Origin of the sequence: Nakamurella aerolata, from assembly GCF_013002705.1 — a bacterium.
Taxonomy (GTDB): Bacteria; Actinomycetota; Actinomycetes; order Mycobacteriales; family Nakamurellaceae; genus Nakamurella; species Nakamurella aerolata.
On the sequence record NZ_JABEND010000001.1, the window covers coordinates 524,010 to 543,900 of the forward strand.

Below are 19,891 nucleotides of genomic sequence, written 5' to 3' on the forward strand. Positions count from 1 at the left end.
CGTCGTCAGCGGCGTCGGCTTCGGCGGCGGAGTCGTCAGCGGCGTCGGCGTCATCGGAGGGAATGCCACCGACCCCGGCGGAACCACAGCGCAGCCCCACACCGCGGGAACCGAGCCAGGACGAGCTCGAGCAGGTGATCGGCGGCGACACCCACGACCCGCACGCCATTCTCGGCGCGCACCCGCAGCCGGACGGCAGCACGACCGTCCGCACCCTGCGACACCACGCGAAATCGGTGTCGCTGCTGACCGACGGCTCCGAGATCGACATGCCGCACCTGCACGGCGGAATCTTCGCGGTCACCGTCCCCGGTCCCGTCGGCGACTATCGGCTGCGGGTGACCTACGGCCCTTCCGATGGCGGCACCGATGCCGATGCCCCTGGTGCTTCCGAGAGCGAAACCGAGAGCCGCACCGGCACCGACACGGTGTACGACGTCGACGATCCGTACCGCTGGCTGCCCACCCTCGGCGAGATCGATCTGCACCTGATCGGCGAGGGCCGGCACGAGCAGCTGTGGGAAGTCCTCGGCGCCCACGTGCGCAGCTACCCCACCCCCGGTGGCGAGGTGACCGGCACCTCGTTCGCGGTCTGGGCGCCCAACGCCCGCGGGGTGCGGGTGACCGGCGATTTCGACCACTGGACCGGGGCCGGCACCCCGATGCGCTCGCTGGGCAGCAGTGGGGTGTGGGAGCTGTTCGTCCCCGGCGTCGGCGCCGGAACCCGTTACAAATTCCAGATTCTCGGGCAGGACAGGGTGTGGCGGACCAAGGCCGACCCGATGGCGTTCGGTTCCGAGGTGCCACCGGCGACCGCGTCTGTCGTCACCGAGAGCGGCTACACCTGGGGTGACGATGCCTGGCTGCAGCGCCGCGCCGAGTCCGAACCGCTGGCCGAGCCGATGTCGATCTACGAGGTGCACGCCGGATCGTGGAAGCCGGGGCTCGGTTATCGCGAAATGGCCGACGCACTGTTGGACGACCTGGCTGACACCCAGTTCACGCACGTCGAGTTTTTGCCGCTGGCCGCGCACCCGTTCTCCGGTTCGTGGGGCTACCAGGTCACCTCGTACTACGCCGCCGACCCCAGGTTCGGTTCGGCCGACGACTTCAAGTATCTGATCGACCGGCTGCACCAGGCCGGTTACGGGGTGATCCTCGACTGGGTGCCCGCCCACTTCCCCAAGGACGAATGGGCGCTTGCCCGCTTCGACGGCACCCCGCTGTACGAGCATGCCGACCCCCGCCGCGGTGAGCAGAAAGACTGGGGCACACTGGTTTTCGACTTCGGTCGGCGTGAGGTTCGTAACTTCCTGGTGGCCAATGCGCTGTACTGGCTTGAACAGTTCCACCTCGACGGGCTGCGGGTGGACGCGGTGGCGTCCATGCTGTACCTGGACTACAGCCGCAACCCGGGCGAGTGGACGCCGAACGTCTACGGCGGCAACGAGAACCTTGAGGCGGTGTCGCTGATCCAGGAGGTGAACGCGACCGTCGGCAAACGGGTGCCCGGCGCGGTGATGATCGCCGAGGAGTCGACGGCGTGGCCCGGCGTCACCCGCCCGACCCACCTCGGCGGCCTCGGCTTCGACCTGAAGTGGAACATGGGCTGGATGCACGACACCCTGTCGTACATCGAGCGCGATCCGGTGCACCGGTCCTGGCACCACAACGAGATGACGTTCTCGTTGATGTATGCCTTCTCGGAACACTTCGTGCTGCCGCTGAGCCACGACGAGGTGGTGCACGGCAAGGGCTCACTGTGGGGCAAGATCCCCGGCGACGACTGGCGCAAGGCGGCAACGCTGCGCGCCTACTTCGCGCACATGTGGGCGCACCCCGGCAAGCAGTTGCTGTTCATGGGCGGGGAGCTCGGCAACCCCTGGGAGTGGAACGCCGACGCCTCGGTGCCGTGGGACCTGTTGCAGGTGCCGCTGCATGCCGGTATCCGCCGGCTGATCGGCGACCTGAACCGGGTGTACCGCGCAACGCCGGCGCTCTACACCCAAGACTTCACCCCGGACGGGTTCGCCTGGATCGACGCCAACGACCGCGACGGCAACGTCTTCTCGTACCTGCGCTGGGGTGCGGACGGCACCCCACTGGTGTGCGTGCTGAACTTCTCGGCCAGCCCGCACCAGCAGTACCAGCTCGGGCTGCCGTTCGCCGGGAGCTGGCGGGAGGCTCTGAACACCGACGCCGACGTGTACGGCGGCTCCGGCGTCGGCAATCTCGGTGCGGTGCAAGCGATCGAGGAGTCCTGGCACGGGCAGCCGGCGGTGGCCACCGTTGCGCTGCCGCCGTTGGGTGCGCTGTGGCTGGTCCCGGACGTGTTGGCCTGAGCTCCGGCGCGCGGCGACTCGCCGGAGGCCGCCGCAGCCGGCGCCGGCCGCGCGGGCGGGCAACGGTGATCGCCCGCGCCGTGATCACCGGCGCCGTGCTCACTGTGTTGACTGTGTGCACCGGGCTCCCCCGGCCCATCGCAGCGCTGCCGGCTCGGGCCGCGGCCGCTCCGCCGACAGCTGCAGCCACCCTCGTGAGCGCGGCCGGACATGCTCCGCTGGCCGGGTCCGCCGCAACGGCTGGGCGGGCCGCGCCGGTTCGTGAGGTGCCCGACGCTGTCGATCCGGCAGCGACCGGTAAGGTCGGCGCCGTCACGGCTGCGCTCGAACAGTTCTGGGCCGCTGATCTGGGTGCCGCCTGGTCGCCGCCGCGCGGCGATTACCTGTTGGTCGACACCGACAATCGTCCGAGTACCGCGCAGCTGATGTGCGCGGCGTCGGCGGATGCGTTGCGGGGCAACGCGTTCTACTGCCCAGGGCAGGACGGCATCGTGATCGACGCGTCGGCCCTGTTGCCGGTGCTGCGCTACTCGTACGGCGGCGGCGCGGTGACGGCGTCGCTGGCTCACGAGTTCGGGCACCTGGTGCAGGCCAGGGTGGGCCCGACGGCGGAGCAGCGCCGCTCCGACCCGAAGCGCTATCCGAACCTGCTGCTGGAACAGCAGGCGGACTGCATGGCCGGCGCGTTCCTGCAGGCCGTCGGCGGCGGTGGCACCGGGTTGCCGCAGAACCAGTTCGCCGCGGGCACCGCGATGCAAACCCTCGGCCCGCTACTGGACTTTCACGACGATGCCGCTGCTCTCCCGGCCGGCGACGACAGGCACGGCACCGCGCTGCAGCGTGCCAGGGCGGTCAGCACCGGCGTCACCGACGGGGCGCGATCGTGCCGGGCGATGACGGTGGCTTCCGCTCGCCTCGACACCCCGGCGACGCCGGCGCCGGTCGGCTCCGCCGACGCCGCCCCCCGGTTCGCCGGCGATGCCGAACTGCGATCGGCCGCCGCTCGGTCGCTTGCCGCCTTCGGTTCGCGACCGGTTGGCGCCGGCGATGCCGAGCCGGCCGGCTGGCAGGCGGCCGGCCGGTACGGCCAGTTCGCCAAGGCCACGGTGCTGGCGCTGGCCGCCGGGGCCGAGCAGAACCGTTCCAGCGCAGGCTGTTTCGCCGGCGCTTGGGCTGCCGACACCATCGCCTCGGCGGGGCCCGGTCAGCTCGGCAGCCAGCCGGGCGACCCCGACGAGGCGATCGCAGCGGTTCAGCACTGGCCGGGCGCCACCATGGCCGATCTCACCGGCTTCGTCACCGGCTACGACGGCGGCCTCACCCGGTGCCAGCAGGGCTGACCAGGCCGGGCCACCGTGTCGCCGGGCCACGGTGGCGCCAGGGCACCGTGACGCCGGGGCACCGTGACGCAGCCGGCTGGAACAAGCGCGGCTAGTACAGCGCGGCGGCCAGCGCTCTGCGCGCGGCGATCACCTGCGGGTCGTCGGCCGGGTACAGCCCGAACAGCGATACCAGGTGCTCACGCAGCTGGGTGCGCTCGTCGCCCGAGGTGCGCCTGATGCCGTTGATCAACCGGTCGAACGCCGCCTTCGGGTTACCGGCGGCCGCCTCGGCGTCGGCTGCCAGCAATTGCGCCGGAACGTCGTCTGGCGCGGCGTCGGCCTTGGCCACGGCGTCATCGGGGAGATCGGCGGTGCGGCCGAAGAACTCGGCCTGCGCCAGCGCCGCGGCGGCCTGGGCGTTGCCGGGCTCGGCGTCAAGGATGGCCTGGTAGGCCGCTGCGGCCTCGGCGAATTTTGCGTCGGCCAGCAATTCCTCGGCGGCGGTGAAGCGCGGATCCTCCGGCTCCGGCACCGGGCCGCCCATCGCGTCCTCGGCGGCCTTGATGCCAGGCAGTTTGTCCCGCAGCGCGCTCAGCAGCCCGGAAACCCACTGCCGCAGTTGCGGTTCCGGTTGGACGCCGGCGAAGGCGTCGACGGGTTGGCCGGCCGCCAGCGCCACCACCGTCGGTACCGACTGCACGCCGAAGGCCTGCGCGATGCGCGGGTTGGCGTCGATGTCGACCTTCGCCAGAATCCATGCGCCGCCACCCTCGGCCGCCAGCTTCTCCAACACCGGCGAGAGCTGCTTGCACGGCTCACACCACGTCGCCCACAGGTCGATGACGACCAGCACCTCGGACGAGGCCTCCACCACCGACTGGAACGAGGCCTCGTCGACGTCGATGACGAACGGCGAACGCGGGCCGGCTCCGGCCGAGCCGTCGCCGGCGGGGCCGTTACCGCTCGGCGCGCCGGATCCGCCGGGCGCAGGGGCAGCTGTGGGTTGTTGGGCCTGGCGGGCCAGCCCGGAGAGATCGACAGCGCCGGCGAACGCCGAGCTCAGCGCGGCCTGCTGGGCCCGCGCGGTCTCGGCGGACTGCCGCGACGGCATGTTGGAGCGAGTCATGCAGCCCATGGTAGGTGCGCACCTCGGCGCCGGCCGCGCGCGGCCCGTTTGTTAGCCCCGCTAAATTGACAGCTGATGCAGACCCCCAGCCCGCCCGAGCCGCCGGGAACGTCCGTCGCGTTCCGGTGGCGGCCGATCCTGCTGCCCGCATACGGGCCGACGGCACTGGCCTCGTTGGGTTACGGCGCGGTGACGCCGATGATCGCGCTGGCGGCGATCGCGCTGGGCGCGAGTGCGGCGACCGCCGCTGTGGTCGTGACGCTGCTGGCCTGCGGTCAACTGGTCGGCGATCTCCCCGCCGGTGCGCTGGCGGCGAAGTTCGGCGAGCGGCGGGCACTGTTGGCGGCCGCCGCGGTTGATGTCGCCGCCATGACAACGGCGTACCTGGCGCAGTCGCTGTGGCTGCTGGCGCTGGCGGTGTTCGTTGACGGGATGTCGGCGTCGGTGTTCAACCTGGCCAGACATGCATGGATGACGGTCGCCATCCCGCTGCGGTACCGGGCCAGGGCGCTGTCCAGCCTTGGCGGCACCTTCCGGGTAGGGCTGTTCATCGGCCCGTTCGTCGCGGCCTGGCTGGTCAGCGCCTTCTCGCTGCAGGCGGTGTTCCTGTTCGCGGCGGGGACCGGGCTGGCGGCCGGGCTGCTCACGCTGACCATGCCAGATCTGACGGCGGACGAACGCACCGCGGGCAAGCGCGAGCACCGGGCGCCGCGCGTCACGATCGCCGCGGTGGTCCGGCAGCACTGGTCGGTGCTGGCAACGGTGGGTGTCGGGGTGCTGTTGATCTCGGCCGCCCGGCAGTCGCGGCAGACCATCCTGCCGCTGTGGTCGGAGGCGCAGCAGCTGCATCCGAGCACCATCAGCGTCATTTTCGGTATCGCCGCAGGCATCGAGCTGCTGCTGGTCTACCCGGGCGGTGCGGTGATGGACCGGTTCGGCCGGGTGTTCGTCGCCGTCCCGGCCGTGCTGCTGATGGGGCTGGGTTTGCTGCTGCTGCCGTTGACGCATACCGCGATCGCCATCGCCGTGGTGGCCGGCGTGATGGCGGTCGGCAACGGGCTGTCGTCCGGCATCGTCCTCACCATGGGGAGCGACGCCGCGCCGACCGTCGGCCGCGCCCAGTTCCTCGGCGCCTGGCGCTTCCTCGCCGACACCGGCGGGCTGGCCGGTCCCGGCCTGATCGCGGCGGTGACGGCGCTGGCCGCGCTGGGCCCGGCGGCGGTGGCGATGGCCGCGGTCTGCGGGCTCGGCGCCGGCTGGCTGGCGGTGTTCGCGCCCGGCGGCCGGCGGTCCCGCCGTGCGGTGGCCACCGCCGGGAGCCGGCGCCGGCCCGGCTGACCGCCCATACACCGCAATTCGGTCGGGGATCCGATACTAGGAATTCCTAGTATTCTGGGGGCTGGTGAGCCGGCCGGTGTTCGGGACGCTCGCTCCCCGGCCACCCCGCCGGTCCCACTCGAACCCGCACAACTCCCCCACACCCGGAGGACCGTTCATGTCCCAGCTCTTCCAGCTCCCGCAGGACATCGCCGACATCGCGGGTGTGTCCAAGGAGTTCGCCGACGAGTTCCTCGCCCCGAACGCCGTCGCCTGGGACCGGGACAAACACTTCCCCGTCGATGTGCTGCGCAAGGCGGCCGAGTTGGGCATGGGTGGCATGTACGTCTCCGAAGATGTTGGCGGCTCCGGCCTTTCCCGACTGGCGGCCGCTGCCATCATCGAGAGCCTTGCGACCGGCGACCCGTCGATCGCCAGCTACCTGTCCATCCACAACATGACGGCGTGGATGCTCGATGCGTTCGGCAGCGACGAGCTGCGGCAGCGCTACCTGCCGCAGATGTGCGCCATGGAGTACCTCGGTTCGTACTGCCTGACCGAGCCGGGGGCAGGCTCCGACGCTGCCGCACTGACCACCAAGGCCGTGCGCTCCGACGACGGCTCGCACTATCTGCTGAGCGGGGTCAAGCAGTTCATCTCCGGCGCCGGTGCCTCCAGGGTGTACATCGTGATGGCCCGGACCGGCGGGCCCGGCCCGAAGAACATCTCGGCGTTCGTGGTCGATGGTGAATCCGAAGGATTGTCGTTCGGGCCCAACGAGATCAAGATGGGTTGGAATGCCCAGCCGACAAGGCAGGTGATCCTCGACCGGGTCAGGGTGCCTGCGTCGAACCTGCTCGGCAACGAAGGTGACGGCTTCACCATCGCCATGAAGGGCCTCAACGGCGGCCGGCTCAACATTGCCGCCAGCTCGCTCGGCGGAGCACAAGCCGCCCTGGACAAGGCGATCGGCTATCTGGGCGAGCGGCAGGCGTTCGGCGCGCCGCTGAAGTCGTTACAGGCATTGCAGTTCGACATCGCAGAAATGGCCACCTCGCTGGAGGCGGCGCGGCTGTTGTTGTGGCGCGCCGCCGATGCCCTCGACAACGGCGATCCGCGGGCGGTGCCGCTGTGCGCGATGGCGAAGAAGCTGTGTACCGACACCGGTTTCGAGGTGGCCAACCGGGCGCTGCAGTTGCACGGTGGCTACGGCTACCTCGCCGAGTACGGCATCGAGAAGATCGTCCGCGATCTGCGGGTGCACCAGATTCTGGAGGGCACCAACGAGATCATGAACCTGATCATCTCCCGGTCGGTACTGCCGGGCTGAGCCCTGCCCCGCCACCAGCGCGGCAACCGCGGACGCCGGCCCGGTGCCGTCCGCCCGCGTGCGGGAGATACTCGACGGATGACCGAGTCCAGCCAGTACCAGACCATCACCGTCGACCGGGCCACCGCCCCGCGGGTCGCCCTGATCACCCTGAACCGACCGGAGGCCCTGAACGCCCTCAACGCCGAGCTGATCAGCGAGTTGGTCGACGCCGCAACCACTCTCGACCTTGACCCCGATGTCGGCGCTATCGTGCTCACCGGCTCGGACAAGGCGTTCGCCGCCGGCGCCGACATCAAGCAGATGCAGGACATGGGCTATCCGCAGACCTACACGGACAACCTGTTCGCCGAGGCCGACCGGCTCGCCAATCTGCGTACACCGTTGATCGCCGCGGTGGCCGGCTACGCCCTCGGCGGCGGCTGCGAACTGGCGATGCTCTGCGACATCCTGATCGCCGCCGACACGGCGGTGTTCGGTCAGCCGGAGATCAAGCTCGGCGTGATTCCCGGCATCGGCGGTTCCCAACGGCTGGCCCGCGCGGTGGGCAAAGCCGTTGCCATGGACCTGATTCTGACCGGTCGCACCATGAAGGCGGACGAGGCCAAACAGACCGGCCTCGCTTCCAGGGTGGTGCCGGCCGACCAGCTGCTGCCCACCGCCCTCGAGGTGGCGCAGACCATCGGCGGGTACTCCAAGCCGGCCACCTGGATGGCCAAGGAGGCCGTCAACCGCGCCTTCGAAACCAGCCTCACCGAGGGCATCCGCTTCGAGCGCAGGGTGTTCCAGGCCGGCTTCGCCACCGCCGACCAGTCCGAAGGCATGGCGGCATTCGCCGAGAAGCGGCCGCCGAACTTCACCCACAGCTGAGCATCGCCGCCGGCCCGGCACCGGTTCCAGCGGCACGTTGATCGCGGTGGCGCGCTCGTCCCAGCAGCCGGGACACCCGGCCCGCGCACGCGGCTCGGCGGCGGCCGGTTGCTAACGTCGCGGTATGACTCATGGTGTGCGCGGGCAGCGTCCGCAACTCGGTTCGGCGCTGCCGTTCGACCCCATCGAGAAGGCGGCGCAGACCTGGTCGGAACGCATCGGCCCGAACACCGCCATGGCCGCCGTCACCAACGTGATGCGGGTGCAGCAAATTCTGCAGGCCACCGTCGACGAGGCGCTCAAGCCGCACGGACTTACCTTCGCCCGCTATGAAGCGCTGGTGCTGTTGTCGTTCAGCAAACGCGGCAGTCTGCCGATGCGGCTGATGGGCGAGCGGTTGCAGCTGCACCCGACCTCGATCACCAACATCGTCGACCGGCTGGAGGCGGACGGCCTGGCCAAGCGGCTGCCGCACCCCTCGGACCGGCGCACCACCTTGGTTGAGCTCACCGATGCCGGTGCGGAGCGGCTACAGGCGGCCACCGCGGCCGTCACCGACGCCGAGTTCGGTTGGGTGGGTCTGGACGACTCCGAGCTGTCCGAGCTGAGCCGGCTGCTCACCAAGGTCCGCAAGGCGGTCGGCGACTTCAGCTGAGCCGGATTGGCCCGCCGGTTTCGACCTTTGCTGCCTCCAGCGCGCGAAAAAGCCCTGATTTCCACACTTTTCCGCGCACTGGAGGCAGCTCGGGTACAACTGTCCGGTGCCGCCTATGCCCGCGGGGGCCAATGCTCCAGCGGCAGCGGCGCCCTGGCGCTGACCGTCCGGATCGCGAACATGCTGCGCGCGTCGGTGACCGGCCCGATCAGCAGCAGCTCGTCGAGCAACACCGCTTCGTAGGCCGTCAGGTCCGGGACAACGACCTCGACAAGGAAATCGGCCTCACCCGACACCACATAGCAGGCCACAACGGCCGGAATAGCGGTCAGCGCCTGCTCGATCATCCGCGAGGTGTCGCGGGAGTGCTGCGTCACCCGCAGCGAGACGAACACCGTCAACCCCAGCCCGAGCGCGAGCCGGTCCAGCTCGGCCCGGTAGCCACCGATCAGGCCGGCGGCTTCCAGCGCCTTGGTGCGGCGCAAGCACGCGGACGGCGACAGCCCGACCCGTTCGGCGAGCTCGACGTTCGGGATCCTGCCTTCGCTCTGCAGCGTCGCCAGGATGGCACGGTCGGTCTTGTCGAAGAGCTGCTGCGGCATGATCCGCATCGTACGGCCTTCATGCCGCGCAATAGTTGCGTCAGACCGGCGTTGAGTCACCTACTTTGCCATCGCGTGTCGCCGGTACTGCCGCAGAGTCGTCGGTATGGAAACCACGCCGGCTGCCGTCGGTACCCGAGCCGCACCCACGCCGTCGCGGCCGCCGCTCAATACCGCGGCGGCGGTGGCGCTGTATGTGGGCGCGCTGCTCGGACCCAGCGTGCTGCTGGTACCGGGCCTTGCGGCCGAGATCGCCGGTCCCGCTTCGATTGTCGTCTGGTTGGGCATGTTGCTGGTGTCGGGATTGCTGGCGATCGTCTTCACCGCGCTCGGCATTCGTTTCCCCGACGGCGGCATGGTGGCCTACGTGCGGGCCGGGCTGCACCGCCGGCTCGGCCCGGCCGCCGGGTGGATGTTCGTCGCCGGGGTGGTGGTCGGTGCTCCGGTGGTCAGCCTGATCGGTGCCGGCTACCTGACCGGGCTGCTGGGCCTGCGTCCCGGCGCAACACCGTTGGTCGCGGCCGTCCTGCTTGCCCTGGTCGTCGCGGTGAATCTGTTCGGCCGACGCGCCGGAACCAGGGTGCAGCAGCTGCTGGTGGCGGTGCTGCTGGTACTGGTGCTGGTGGCGGTGGCCGCGGCGCTGCCCCGCATGCGAGCCGACGCGTGGCAGCCGCTGGCCCCGCACGGTTGGTCGGCGCTGGGCCCGGCGGCGCTGGCGGTGATGCTGTCGTTCGTCGGCTGGGAGGCGATCACCCCGCTGGTCTCGAGGCTGCCCGATCCCGGCCGGCAACTGCCGAAGATCACCGGCACCGCGTTCGGCGTCACCGCGGTGGTGTACCTGGCACTGGCGACCGTCACCATCGGGGTGCTCGGCGGCCGGGCCGGTGTGGCGCCGGTCGCCGCGTTGCTCGATGCCGGGCTGGGGCGCGCCGGTGCGGTGGTCGGTTCCGTCGTCGCCATCGCGGTGACGCTGGCCGGCACCAACGCCTACCTGTCCGGTGCTACCGAGCTCACCCGAGAGTTGTTGCGTCCCAGCGATTCCACTCAGCGTGGCCGCCGTCCCGCCGCCGCCCGGGCTCCCGAACGAGCGCTGCCACCGGCCATCGCTGGGCTGGGGACGGCGGTGTTCGTCGCCACCGGCGCCGGTTGGTTGTCGGTGGCCCAGTTGGTGGCCATCCCGTCGACCCTTTTCGTGTCGGTGTACCTGCTGTGCACGGTCGCGGCGACGCGGCTGCTCAACGGCAGGATGCGGCTGGTTGCCGGCGCGGCCGCCGGCGCCGTGACGGTGCCGCTGTTGTTCGCCGGGTGGAACCTGGTGGTGCCGACGGCGATCGGGGTGGGCAGCCTGGTGATCGGGGCTCGCCGCCGCCCGCCGGTCAGCGGATCTGGGTCTCCTGGACAGCGATGACTTTGCCGTCGGTGAGCACCATGGTGGTCCACCGACGCTGCTGGCCGCCGGAGTCTGGATCGGAGTGGGAATCGGGATCGGAGGCGGGGTGGTGGTGAGACTCCATGAAGGCCACCACGTTTGCTGCCGGGCGGTGAACGTCGTCGATCGTGATGTGGAGCCCAGGTCGGCTGCCGCCCGACGCCGCCAGCGCCCGGGCCAGATCGTCAAAGCAGTGCCGGCGCCCGGAGGTGTCGATCAGCCGCATCGCGGGGTGGTGGGCGTTCAGAAACCGTTGCAGCGCAGCCTGATCCGCGTCGGCCAGCCACCGCTGCAGGTCGTCGTGCAGCGCAACGACAAGATCCTCCGGCGGCATCAGGGCCGGGCTGGGACGGTCAGCAACAGTGCGTCGCCCTGTCCCCCGCCGCCGCACAGTGCGGCGGCCCCGGTCCCGCCGCCCCGGCGTTTGAGCTCAAGGGCAAGGGTGAGCACCAGCCGGGCCCCGGACATGCCGATCGGGTGACCGAGCGCGATCGCCCCGCCGTTGACGTTCACGATCTCCTCGCTGACGCCCAACTCCCGGGTCGACGCAATGCCGACGGCGGCGAACGCCTCGTTGATCTCGATCAGATCCAGATCTTTCGGGTCGATCCCGGCCTTGGCGCAGGCCGCCTTGATGGCGTTCGCCGGTTGGGACTGCAGCGACGAGTCGGGGCCGGCCACCACGCCGTGCGGGCCGATCTCGGCCAGCCAGTCGAGCCCACGCTCGATCGCAAGCTCCTTGTCCATCACCACAACGGCGCAGGCGCCGTCCGAGATCGGCGACGCCGACCCTGCGGTGATGGTGCCGTCCGGGCTGAACGCCGGGCGCAGTTTCGCCAGGGTCTGCACGGTGGTGTCGGGGCGGATGCCCTCGTCGCTGTCCACCACCACGTCACCCTTGCGCCCTGGCACCGTGACATCGACGATCTCGTCGGCGAACCGGCCGGCCTGCTGCGCCGCCGCCGCCCTTTGGTGCGAGCGAGCGGCGAAGGCATCCTGCTGCTCTCTGGTCAGCACCCCGCCGCCGTGACTGCCCTCGGTGTTGGTCTTCTCGGTGAGCAGACCCATCGCGGCATCGGTGAACGCGTCCTGCAGCCCGTCGACGGCCATGTGATCCAGCAGCGTCACCTCGCCGTACTTGTAGCCGGCGCGGGAGTGCGGCAGCAGGTGCGGGGCGTTCGTCATCGACTCCATGCCGCCGGCGACGACGGTGCGGAACTCGCCGGCCCTGATCAGCTGGTCGGCCAGCGCAATGGCGTCCAACCCTGACAGGCAGACCTTGCTGATGCCGAGCGAGGGCACGTCCATTCCAATACCGGCGGCGGCGGCCGCCTGGCGGGGCGGCAGCTGCCCGGCACCGGCCGGCAGCACCTGCCCGAGAATCACGTAGTCGACCTGGTCGGGAGCCACCCCGGCCCTCGACAGCGCCCCGCGGATGGCGGCGGCGCCCAGTTCCGACGCCGGCAGGCTGCCGAGCGAGCCCGACATCCGCCCCATCGGGGTGCGCGCCCCCGCGACGATCACCGTGCTGCGCCCGGCCGGGCTGCCGCCGGCGGGATTCTGGGGGATGTGCTGGCCGCGCTGCTGCTCCATGTGATGGAAGGTACCGCCTGCGGCCGCTGCGCGTCCCCGGCAACCGTGCCGCCGAGCGTTACGGTGATCAGATGACGGTGAGCCAGACTCTGCGCGCGCTCGAGGTAGCGGCGGTGGACCATGTCGGCCTCGCGGTACCCGAGTTGGATGCCGCCATCGCCTTCCACACCGACGTACTCGGCGGGCGGCTGACCCACCGCGAGACCAACCCGGAGCAGCAGGTCGAGGAGGCCATGATCGCGTTCGGCCCGGCCGACAGCCCGCATTCCACCCAGCTGCAGCTGCTGGCGCCCACCGGGCCGGACTCGACCATCGCGAAGTTCATCGACCGGCAGGGGCCGGGGCTGCAGCAACTGGCGGTGCGGGTACCCGACGTCGCCGCCGCGGCCGCCGCGCTGCGGGCCAGGGGCCTGCGGCTGCTGTACGACCAGCCGCGGGGCGGGACAGCGGGGTCGCTGATCAACTTCGTGCACCCCAAGGATGCCGGCGGAGTGTTGCTCGAACTCGTCCAGCCGGCGGCAGAAGATGGACAGCACGCGGCCGATCAGGGCCGGCAGACCGATACGCAGCGGGAAGGAGCGCGATGACCAACCCAGGAGACTGGCTGCCAACTCAAGTCCCGTTCGACCTGGTACGGCGGGGCTACGCCCCCGAGCAGGTCACCGCGCACCTGGAACAGCTCGAGTACGACCTGCGGATCGCCACCGCCAACCGGGACGCCACCAACCAGCGGATCAGCGAACTGACCGCGCAGTTGTCCAGCGCCCAGGCCGAGGCTGACGCGCTGCGCGCCCAACTAGACCGGAACGCCCTTGAACCGCTCGCCGTCGGCAACCTCTCCGACCGCATGCAGCGGCTGATCAGGTTGGCCGAGGAAGAGGCCGCCGAGATCCGGTCGTCGGCACGACAGGAGGCCGACCAGCTCCGCGCTGACGCCAGCGCCGAGGCCGAGCGGCTCACCAGCACCGCCAAGACCGAGACCGACGCGCTGCGGTCGACCACCGACGAAGACGTCGCACGGCTCCGCGAGGCGGTGACGGCCGAGCTCGCCGCCAACACCGCCGCCGCTGACGCCGAGCACACCGAGCGGATGACGGCACTGGAGTCCGACCGGGCGACGCTGGAGCAGGACAGGCACCTGTTCGACGACGAGCGCGCCACCGTCAGGGCGGAGCTGGCCGCGCAGGCCCAGCAGCTGATCGGCCAGGGCACCGCGCATGCCGAGCGCATCGTCGCCACCGCCCAGCAGCAGGCCGACCAGCTGCGCAGCAAGGTCACCCAGGAGACCGACGAGCAGCGCCGTCAGGCGCTCGCCGCCGCGGAGTCGGCGCTGACCTCGGCGAAGACCGAGGCCGAGCAGTTGTTGGGTGAGGCACGGGCGTCCGCCGACCGGTTGACCCGCACCGCCTCCGCCCAGGCCGAGCGCACCATCGCCGATGCCGACGCCGCCGCCACCGAGATGGTGGACGAGGCGAAGGCCGAGGCGGCCCGGCTCACCGATGAGTCGAACCGGCACCGTGCCCAGGTGGAGGAAGACTTCGAGATCACCATGGCGTCGCGGCGCAGTGAGGCGTACCGGACGCTCGCCGACCGCGAGCGCACCTCGGTGGCCGACGCCAAACGCCGGATCGAGGAAGCGACCGCGGCAGCCGCCGAGCTGCGGCAGCAGGCCGACGCCGACACCACACAGCAGCGCGCCGACGCCACCGCAGAGGTGACCAAGCTGCGTTCCGACACCGCCGCCGAGATCCAGCGTCAGCTGTCGGCCGCCGACGCCGACGCGCGGCGGCGGCGGGAGCTGGCCCAACGGCAGGCGCACGAGCGGGTGGCCGAGGCGGACGCCGCGGTGCGCCGGTTGACCCAGCTGCGCTCCAGGGTGCACGAGCAGCTCGGCGAGCTGGATGCCCAGCTCGGCCGGGTGCGCTCGCTGGTGACCTCGGCCCCTGAGCTGATCAACCCGCCGGACGAGGAAGCCACCAGGCCGCTGCTCGACGAATTCCCGGCCGAGCTGCCGGACGAGGCGGCCGGGCTCCCCCGGCAGAGCGGTGGGGCCACCCCGGCGCCGGACCGGAACGGCGCAGTTGCCGATACTGCTGACCCAGCCGCCACTATTGACGCTGCCGCCACTGTTGACCCAGCCGACACCGTTGACGCCGCTGGCACCGGTGACGCTGCTGGCACTGGTGGTACCGGTGACGATGGTGACGCCGATGCCACCCGGCGGCACCAGCGTTCGGACTGGGCGGACTGGGCGCCCGAGCAGACGCCGGCTACACCCGGTCGCCGGCGCTGACCAACTGCAGGATCTCCGGGGCGGAGTTCAGGTACTTCGCCGCGGCGATCCGGCTGCTCAGCACCAGTACGATCGGCGCCGACACCACAGCTACCGCCAGCGCCGCCCAACCGAACACCGGCGACACCGCGATCGCCAGGATCACCAGCACAACGGTGGGCAGTGCCAGCACCACCCCGCCGAGCATGGTGCCGATGGTGGCCCGCGCGGTGCGGCCCTTCTGCCCCGGCACGCTGGAGACGAACATGGACTTGCGGCTCTGCGGCATCGCGTACGGCAGGTAGGCGGAGGCCACCGCCGCCGCCCCCGCCGCGCCGAACAGCAACCCGAGGCAAAGCCCAAGGGCGCCGGGCACATTCGCCCAGTCGTCCCTGATCGCCGCGACCACGCCGACCGACAGCATCAACAGCAGCACCGCAGGCAGCGTCACCACCAGCAGGTTGCCCAACACCTCAGCCCTTGCCCTTGTCCGATCGCCGAAGGCCACCATGTGCAGCCAGAGCCCTGAGCCCTCCCAGGCGTACATGCCGCCGGCCTGGGTGCCGAACAGCAGCGCTCCCAGCGCACAGCCGTAGACCGCGCCGGAGAACCGGAATACCAGCAGCGGCCAGACGATCGCCATCAGCAGCGACAACAGCCACGGCATCCGGCGCATCGGATCGCGCCACATCAGGGTGAGCACCCGGCCGGCCACCAAACGCGTTGTGCCGGAGAGGCTGCCGCCGACAGCGTCGGCGTTCAGCAGACCCCTGGACGGCGCAGATCCTTCGGTCTCCGATGTTCCTCTGGTCAGCGAGGTGACCAGGGCGCGGCGCCACCACCACCAACCGACGGCCAGGAACGCCACCGCGATCACCGCGGCGACGACGACCCTGGCCCACTGCCCCGTCGTCACCAGATACGGCAGCGATGCCAGCGATCCAGGCGGCGTCCAGGACAGCACCTGGGCCACCTTCGCGGCGCCGCCGGCGAGGCCGGAACCCGAGTTCAGCACCACGTTCAGCACCAGGTAGAGCGCCAGCACCGCGAAGCCGATCAGCATGCCGAGATCGCGGCCGCGGCGGGACGACATCAGCGACGCCATCGCGGTGGAAGCGGCGCGGGAGAACACCACACAGGTCATCAGTTGCAGCGCCGAGCACAGCAGCGCCAGCGGCAGCACCGCCCAGTTGCTCGACATCCCGATCGCGGCGCCGACCAGGACAACAGCATTGGCGATCGGCAGGTAGCCGACCAGCGAACTCACCAGCAGCCCGCGCTGCAGATTCGAGGTTCGCAGCGGGAGCAACGCAAACCGTTGCGGGTCAACGGTTTCGTCCACGCCGAAGGCGATCATCGGACCGAGCACCCAGGCCACCAGCAGGGTGGCGAACACACCGGAGATGGCCAGCGGGGCGACGTCGGGTATCCGCCGCAGCAGGCAAAGTCCCAGCACCGCAGCGGCAAGCACCAGCGCGACCACCACCAGCAGCACGATCATGCCGGCCCGGCTGGCGCCGTTGGCGGCGCGCCAGCGGCTCACCAGCAGGTGCCACTTGAGCCCGGCGAACAACGACAGCGGCGCCGGCCGCACCTGGCCGGCGGCCGCGGATTCGGTCAGCGGGACTGCAGCCACGACAGTCCTTCGGTGTGCCGTTCCTGACCGCCGACAAGGTGGAAGAAGGCGTCGTCGAGGCTGGCCGCACTGCCGCGCACGGTCGCCAGCTCACCGGCGGCCACGATGCGGCCGGCCGCCATCACCGCGACGTGCGTGCACAGCTCCTCCACCAACGCCATCACGTGCGAGGAGAAGATGACGGTGCCGCCGGCCTGCCGGTACTGGGTGAGCACGGTGCGGATGGTGCGGGCGGACACCGGGTCCACCGCTTCCAGCGGCTCGTCCAGCAGCAGTAGCGGCGGCGAGTGCAGCAGCGCTGCGGCCAGGGTGATCTTCTTGCGCATGCCGGTGGAGTAGTCGGCGACCAGCTTGTCGCCGGCATCGCTCAGGTCGAGCACGTCCAACAGCGACGTGGCCCGCTGGTTGACGACATCGGCGGGCAGCCCGCGCAGCCGCCCGAGGTAGCTGAGCAGTTCGGCGCCGGACAGCCGCTCGAACAGCCGCAGGCCCTCCGGCAGCACGCCCATCCGCGCCTTCGCGGCGGCGGGGTCGGCCCAGACGTCGACACCGTCCACGAAGATGCGCCCCGCGGTGGGCACCAGCAGGCCGCTGACCATCGACAGGGTGGTGGTCTTCCCGGCACCGTTCGGGCCGACCAGCCCGAAGAAGGAGCCGGCAGGGACGTCGAGGTTGACGTGGTCGACGGCGACCTTGTCGCCGAAGGTCTTGGTCAGATCGCGCAACGCCAATGCCTGTTGCGCGGTCCGCGGGTCGGACGGCGCCGCCGCTGGATAGGCCGGCAATGAACCGGCGGACGGCTCGGCACCCTGGGGCGCAGAAGTGGCGGAAGGTGGCTGGCTGCCCGGTGCGGGCGCGCCGAAGTCAGGTCCCGACATGGCGCCTACCTTGCCACACTCCGGGTGGGCCACCAGCATCGGGTTGTCCGCACAACCCGGCAGGCCCGGGCCGGCCGGTACAGGCTGCCGACAGCGCGGCGGCCGGTGCGGCTCAGTGCCCGACGAAGGCGTTCAGCAATGCCCAGGCAATGACGGCGCTGGGCAACAGCGAGTCGAGCCGGTCCATGATCCCGCCGTGCCCCGGCAGCAGCGTGCCCATGTCTTTGACGCCGAGGTCGCGTTTGATTAGTGACTCGGCAAGGTCGCCGATGACGGCGACGACGGTGAGCACCGCGCCGATCACCACGCCCTGCCACCACGGGTGGTCGAGCAACAGCCATACCGACAGCGCCCCGCCGATCATCGCGGTGAGCAGTGAACCGCCGAAGCCCTCCCACGACTTCTTCGGCGAGATGCTCGGCGCCATCGGGTGTTTGCCCAGCACCACACCGGAGGCGTAACCGCCGGTGTCCGAGCACACCACGACGATCAGGAACACCAGCACCCGCTTGGCGCCGTCTTCCGGTTGCACCAGCAGCGTGGCGAACGAGGCGAAAAGGCCCAGGTACACCAGCAGGAAGACGCTGGCCGACACGTCCTGCAGATAACCGGCGGCGCCCCGCCGGAACCGCCACAGCAGGCACACCAACGCCGCCACCGCGATGCCGAGGGCCTGCGCCTGGTGCCCGAACCACCACGGCAGCACCACCAGCGCGACGCAGCCCAAACCCACCGGCAGCCATTCGATCTCGATGCCGCGGGCCCGGCGCAACGTCTGGCTCATCTCCCAGACGGAGGCGAGCACGGCGGCCGCGATGATCACCATGAACGCCGGCCGGTACAGCAGCAGCGACAGCACGATGACGATGCCGAGGCCGACACCGACACCGATGGCCATCGGCAGGTCGCGGCCGGCCCGCGACCCCCGGGACGGTGCGTCAGGGGCCGGCCCAGCTTGAGTGGGTCCAGCGGGGGTCGGCTCAGCGGGAGTCGACCGAGCGGCCGACGGCGGGTCCGCCGGTGAACCGGGGCCGTCCGGCGGCGGGGGCGCACCCGCTGCGTCGCTTGGGGTCATCAGACCTCGAGCAGCTCGGCTTCCTTGTGCTTGACGATCTCGTCGATGGCAGCCACGTACTTGTCGGTGGTGGTCTGCAGATCCTTCTCGGCGCGGGCGCCTTCGTCCTCGCCGGCTTCGCCGTCCTTGACGATGCGGTCGATCTCTTCTTTCGCGCGGCGCCTGATGTTGCGGATGGACACCTTGGCGTCCTCGCCCTTGCCGCGGGCCTGCTTGCCGAGATCGCGCCGGCGCTCCTCGGTGAGCTGCGGGAACACCACCCGCAGCACGGTGCCGTCGCTGGTCGGGTTGACCCCGAGATCGGAGTCCCTGATCGCCTTCTCGATGGTGGCGAGCTGGCTGGCGTCGTACGGCTTGATGACGGCCATCCTGGCCTCGGGAACGGTGATGGTGGCCATCTGGCTCAGCGGGGTGGGCGCACCGTAATAGTCGATGACGACCTTGTTGAAGGCGTTCGGGTTGGCCCGGCCGGTGCGGATGGTGGTGAGGTCTTCCTTCGCCACGCTCACCGCCTTCTCCATCTTCTCCTCGGCGTCGAGCAGGGTGTCGTCAATCATCGGGGTGCCTTCCTTCCGGTTGCGGCGGCCGCCGGCGCACTGGCCGTGCGGTGAAGCGATGCGGGCGTTGGCTGATTTCGGTGTCTGGCTGCGTGCTGTGGCCTGCGCGCTCGGCGCCGGCCGGCGCTCAGGACGGGCTGGCCACCAGGGTGCCGATCTGTTCGCCGGCGACGGCCTTGGCGATGTTGCCCTGCTCGAGCAGGTTGAACACGATCATCGGCATCCCGTTGTCCATGCACAGGCTGAACGCGGTCGCGTCGGCGACCTTCAGGTTGCGGTTCAGCGCTTCCCGATGGGTGATCTCGGTGAACATCTTGGCGTCAGGGTTGGTGCGCGGGTCGTCGTCGTAGACCCCGTCGACGGCCTTGGCCATCAGCACCACCTCGGCGCCGATCTCAAGAGCGCGCTGCGCCGCTGTGGTGTCGGTGGAGAAGTACGGCATGCCGACGCCGGCGCCGAAGATCACCACCCGGCCCTTCTCCAGGTGCCTGATGGCACGCCTGGGGATGTACGGCTCGGCCACCTGGCCCATCTGGATGGCGGTCTGCACCCTGGTGTCCAGGTGCTGTTCGCGTTCCAGGAAGTCTTGCAGCGCAAGGCAATTCATGACGGTGCCGAGCATGCCCATGTAGTCGCTGCGGGCCCTGTCCATGCCGAGCACCTGCAGTTCGGCGCCACGGAAGAAGTTGCCGCCACCGATGACGACGCCCACCTGCGTGCCGTCGCGGACGACGTCGGCGATCTGCGCGGCCACCGCAGAGACCACCTCGGGATCAACCCCGACCTGTCCCCCGCCGAACATCTCGCCGCCGAGCTTGAGCAGGACCCGTCGATATGGCTGTCGCGTCATCGGCCTCAGTTGCCCCTTCTGCGTCGTGGCTGGGTTG

General features: G+C 70.5%; 18 protein-coding genes. 9 read left to right on the plus strand and 9 right to left on the minus strand.

Going from position 1 to position 19,891, the window contains the following annotated elements; all coding sequences use genetic code 11:
* Positions 1-62 precede the first annotated feature (62 nt).
* Both glgB and HKD39_RS02245 read left to right on the plus strand, forming a co-directional pair.
* Positions 63-2,342, plus strand: a complete 2,280-nt coding sequence (gene glgB, locus HKD39_RS02240; RefSeq protein WP_171198419.1) for a 1,4-alpha-glucan branching protein GlgB — start codon at positions 63-65, stop codon at positions 2,340-2,342.
* A 266-nt stretch (positions 2,343-2,608) separates the two neighbouring features.
* The gene (locus HKD39_RS02245) at positions 2,609-3,682 is read left to right on the plus strand and encodes a neutral zinc metallopeptidase (RefSeq protein WP_171198171.1); all 1,074 of its coding nucleotides are present in this window, start codon (positions 2,609-2,611) and stop codon (positions 3,680-3,682) included.
* Positions 3,683-3,773: 91 nt separating this feature from the next.
* Here HKD39_RS02245 and HKD39_RS02250 read toward each other — a convergent pair whose 3' ends face one another.
* The gene (locus HKD39_RS02250; RefSeq protein WP_171198172.1) at positions 3,774-4,790 is read right to left on the minus strand and encodes a thioredoxin family protein; all 1,017 of its coding nucleotides are present in this window, start codon (positions 4,788-4,790) and stop codon (positions 3,774-3,776) included.
* Between the two features lie 75 nt (positions 4,791-4,865).
* Between HKD39_RS02250 and HKD39_RS02255 the strand changes: the two genes are divergently transcribed.
* The 4 genes from HKD39_RS02255 to HKD39_RS02270 all read left to right on the plus strand — a co-directional run bounded on the left by HKD39_RS02255 (position 4,866) and on the right by HKD39_RS02270 (position 8,962).
* Positions 4,866-6,128: an MFS transporter gene (locus HKD39_RS02255; RefSeq protein ID WP_171198173.1), complete on the plus strand. Its 1,263-nt coding sequence runs from the start codon at positions 4,866-4,868 to the stop codon at positions 6,126-6,128.
* A 157-nt stretch (positions 6,129-6,285) separates the two neighbouring features.
* Positions 6,286-7,437, plus strand: coding sequence for an acyl-CoA dehydrogenase family protein (locus tag HKD39_RS02260; RefSeq protein ID WP_171198174.1), 1,152 nt, complete (start codon positions 6,286-6,288; stop codon positions 7,435-7,437).
* Positions 7,438-7,515: 78 nt separating this feature from the next.
* On the plus strand, positions 7,516-8,307 hold the full coding sequence (locus HKD39_RS02265) for an enoyl-CoA hydratase (RefSeq protein ID WP_171198175.1): 792 nt from the start codon (positions 7,516-7,518) through the stop codon (positions 8,305-8,307).
* 124 nt (positions 8,308-8,431) lie between these two features.
* Positions 8,432-8,962, plus strand: a complete 531-nt coding sequence (locus HKD39_RS02270; protein WP_171198176.1) for a MarR family winged helix-turn-helix transcriptional regulator — start codon at positions 8,432-8,434, stop codon at positions 8,960-8,962.
* A 113-nt stretch (positions 8,963-9,075) separates the two neighbouring features.
* Here the strand turns inward: HKD39_RS02270 and HKD39_RS02275 are convergent, their stop codons facing one another.
* Complete coding sequence (locus HKD39_RS02275; RefSeq protein ID WP_171198177.1) at positions 9,076-9,564, minus strand: Lrp/AsnC family transcriptional regulator; 489 nt, start codon at positions 9,562-9,564, stop codon at positions 9,076-9,078.
* 106 nt (positions 9,565-9,670) lie between these two features.
* Between HKD39_RS02275 and HKD39_RS02280 the strand changes: the two genes are divergently transcribed.
* Complete coding sequence (locus tag HKD39_RS02280; RefSeq protein ID WP_171198178.1) at positions 9,671-10,972, plus strand: APC family permease; 1,302 nt, start codon at positions 9,671-9,673, stop codon at positions 10,970-10,972.
* On the opposite strand, the gene HKD39_RS02285 is transcribed toward HKD39_RS02280, so the two are convergent.
* Both HKD39_RS02285 and HKD39_RS02290 read right to left on the minus strand, forming a co-directional pair.
* A complete protein-coding gene (locus HKD39_RS02285) occupies positions 10,941-11,327 on the minus strand; it encodes a hypothetical protein (RefSeq protein WP_171198179.1) in 387 nt (128 codons plus the stop codon). The genes HKD39_RS02280 and HKD39_RS02285 overlap by 32 nt on opposite strands.
* Positions 11,327-12,586 (minus strand): acetyl-CoA C-acetyltransferase, encoded by a 1,260-nt coding sequence (locus HKD39_RS02290; protein ID WP_171198180.1) that lies wholly within the window; start codon positions 12,584-12,586, stop codon positions 11,327-11,329. The genes HKD39_RS02285 and HKD39_RS02290 overlap by 1 nt, the downstream gene beginning before the upstream one ends.
* A 71-nt stretch (positions 12,587-12,657) precedes the next feature.
* Between HKD39_RS02290 and mce the strand changes: the two genes are divergently transcribed.
* Both mce and HKD39_RS02300 read left to right on the plus strand, forming a co-directional pair.
* Positions 12,658-13,173, plus strand: a complete 516-nt coding sequence (mce, locus tag HKD39_RS02295; RefSeq protein WP_171198181.1) for a methylmalonyl-CoA epimerase — start codon at positions 12,658-12,660, stop codon at positions 13,171-13,173.
* A complete protein-coding gene (locus HKD39_RS02300) occupies positions 13,170-14,879 on the plus strand; it encodes a coiled-coil domain-containing protein (protein WP_171198182.1) in 1,710 nt (569 codons plus the stop codon). Before mce ends, HKD39_RS02300 begins: the two co-directional genes overlap by 4 nt.
* On the opposite strand, the gene HKD39_RS02305 is transcribed toward HKD39_RS02300, so the two are convergent.
* The 5 genes from HKD39_RS02305 to pyrH all read right to left on the minus strand — a co-directional run bounded on the left by HKD39_RS02305 (position 14,857) and on the right by pyrH (position 19,854).
* Entirely contained in the window at positions 14,857-16,494 is a 1,638-nt protein-coding gene (locus HKD39_RS02305; RefSeq protein WP_171198183.1) for a hypothetical protein, read from the minus strand. The two genes, HKD39_RS02300 and HKD39_RS02305, sit on opposite strands and share 23 nt — an antisense overlap.
* Entirely contained in the window at positions 16,476-17,372 is an 897-nt protein-coding gene (locus tag HKD39_RS02310) for an ABC transporter ATP-binding protein (RefSeq protein ID WP_171198184.1), read from the minus strand. The genes HKD39_RS02305 and HKD39_RS02310 overlap by 19 nt, the downstream gene beginning before the upstream one ends.
* A 112-nt stretch (positions 17,373-17,484) precedes the next feature.
* Positions 17,485-18,270: a phosphatidate cytidylyltransferase gene (locus HKD39_RS02315; RefSeq protein ID WP_212753788.1), complete on the minus strand. Its 786-nt coding sequence runs from the start codon at positions 18,268-18,270 to the stop codon at positions 17,485-17,487.
* Positions 18,271-18,446: 176 nt separating this feature from the next.
* Positions 18,447-19,004: a ribosome recycling factor gene (frr, locus tag HKD39_RS02320; RefSeq protein WP_171198186.1), complete on the minus strand. Its 558-nt coding sequence runs from the start codon at positions 19,002-19,004 to the stop codon at positions 18,447-18,449.
* Between the two features lie 127 nt (positions 19,005-19,131).
* Positions 19,132-19,854, minus strand: a complete 723-nt coding sequence (gene pyrH / locus HKD39_RS02325) for a UMP kinase (RefSeq protein WP_171198187.1) — start codon at positions 19,852-19,854, stop codon at positions 19,132-19,134.
* Between the last annotated feature and the right edge of the window lie 37 nt (positions 19,855-19,891).

What these genes read in the sequence shown, in the direction of transcription:
- glgB (WP_171198419.1), top strand. Translation starts at nt 63, where the DNA reads ATGCCACCGACCCCGGCGGAACCACAGCGCAGCCCCACACCGCGGGAA.
- HKD39_RS02250 (WP_171198172.1), bottom strand. Translation starts at nt 4,790, where the DNA reads ATGACTCGCTCCAACATGCCGTCGCGGCAGTCCGCCGAGACCGCGCGG.
- HKD39_RS02255 (WP_171198173.1), top strand. Translation starts at nt 4,866, where the DNA reads ATGCAGACCCCCAGCCCGCCCGAGCCGCCGGGAACGTCCGTCGCGTTC.
- HKD39_RS02260 (WP_171198174.1), top strand. Translation starts at nt 6,286, where the DNA reads ATGTCCCAGCTCTTCCAGCTCCCGCAGGACATCGCCGACATCGCGGGT.
- HKD39_RS02265 (WP_171198175.1), top strand. Translation starts at nt 7,516, where the DNA reads ATGACCGAGTCCAGCCAGTACCAGACCATCACCGTCGACCGGGCCACC.
- HKD39_RS02270 (WP_171198176.1), top strand. Translation starts at nt 8,432, where the DNA reads ATGACTCATGGTGTGCGCGGGCAGCGTCCGCAACTCGGTTCGGCGCTG.
- HKD39_RS02275 (WP_171198177.1), bottom strand. Translation starts at nt 9,564, where the DNA reads ATGCCGCAGCAGCTCTTCGACAAGACCGACCGTGCCATCCTGGCGACG.
- HKD39_RS02280 (WP_171198178.1), top strand. Translation starts at nt 9,671, where the DNA reads ATGGAAACCACGCCGGCTGCCGTCGGTACCCGAGCCGCACCCACGCCG.
- HKD39_RS02285 (WP_171198179.1), bottom strand. Translation starts at nt 11,327, where the DNA reads ATGCCGCCGGAGGATCTTGTCGTTGCGCTGCACGACGACCTGCAGCGG.
- HKD39_RS02290 (WP_171198180.1), bottom strand. Translation starts at nt 12,586, where the DNA reads ATGGAGCAGCAGCGCGGCCAGCACATCCCCCAGAATCCCGCCGGCGGC.
- mce (WP_171198181.1), top strand. Translation starts at nt 12,658, where the DNA reads ATGACGGTGAGCCAGACTCTGCGCGCGCTCGAGGTAGCGGCGGTGGAC.
- HKD39_RS02300 (WP_171198182.1), top strand. Translation starts at nt 13,170, where the DNA reads ATGACCAACCCAGGAGACTGGCTGCCAACTCAAGTCCCGTTCGACCTG.
- HKD39_RS02310 (WP_171198184.1), bottom strand. Translation starts at nt 17,372, where the DNA reads ATGTCGGGACCTGACTTCGGCGCGCCCGCACCGGGCAGCCAGCCACCT.
- HKD39_RS02315 (WP_212753788.1), bottom strand. Translation starts at nt 18,270, where the DNA reads ATGGCCATCGGTGTCGGTGTCGGCCTCGGCATCGTCATCGTGCTGTCG.
- frr (WP_171198186.1), bottom strand. Translation starts at nt 19,004, where the DNA reads ATGATTGACGACACCCTGCTCGACGCCGAGGAGAAGATGGAGAAGGCG.
- pyrH (WP_171198187.1), bottom strand. Translation starts at nt 19,854, where the DNA reads ATGACGCGACAGCCATATCGACGGGTCCTGCTCAAGCTCGGCGGCGAG.